This is a genomic window from Chryseobacterium sp. LAM-KRS1, from assembly GCF_013184525.1.
Lineage (GTDB): Bacteria > Bacteroidota > Bacteroidia > Flavobacteriales > Weeksellaceae > Chryseobacterium > Chryseobacterium proteolyticum.
Genome location: NZ_JAAOIZ010000020.1, coordinates 1 through 689, shown reverse-complemented (window position 1 = coordinate 689; position 689 = coordinate 1). Strand labels below are relative to the sequence as shown.

The following is a 689-nucleotide window of genomic DNA, read 5'->3' as shown; positions in this document are numbered from 1 at the left end:
GTGAAGATCCGTGGTCACAGAATAGAACTGGGAGAGATCGACAGCCAGGTTTTATCCTACAGCGATGCTATAAAGCACGCAGTTACCGATGTTAAGGATCACGAAGGTGACAAGAGTTTGGTGGTGTATTATGTAAGTGATTCCGTCATTGACAAGCAGAAACTGTCTCATTATTTAGAAAACAAATTACCTGCGTATATGCTTCCCGGTTTTTATGTGGAGTTGGAAAGTTTACCATTGACAAGTAATGGGAAAATAGATAGAAAAAGCCTTCCAGCTGTTAGTTCAGAAGATCTGATCAAGAGTGAATATGTGGCACCGGCAACAGCAGAAGAGAAAGTTTTAGTAGAAGTCTGTGAGCAAGTCTTAAAACACAGTCCTATCAGTATCCGCGATAATTATTATAATTTAGGAGGAGACTCCATCAAATCCATCCAGATCGTATCCAGACTTCGTCAACGAGGCTACACTTTAAAAGTAGATTATATTTTCCAATATCCTGTATTAGAAGAGCTGGCTCGTTATATGACCACTGATGTTGTATTGATAGATCAGTCTGCAGTTACAGGGTCCAGCGTTCTTACTCCTATCCAGAGATATTTCTTTGAGAGTGATGATCTTGTTGATAAGAACTATTACAACCAGTCCGTTATTTTAAAGAGTGATGAAAGGCTTTTCGGTTCCGTATT

1 protein-coding gene is annotated in these 689 nt (G+C 39.5%); it reads left to right on the top strand.

Annotated features, from left to right (window positions below):
* A partial coding sequence (locus G9C87_RS20700; protein WP_172284696.1) for a phosphopantetheine-binding protein occupies nucleotides 1-689 on the top strand: 689 nt, incomplete at both ends.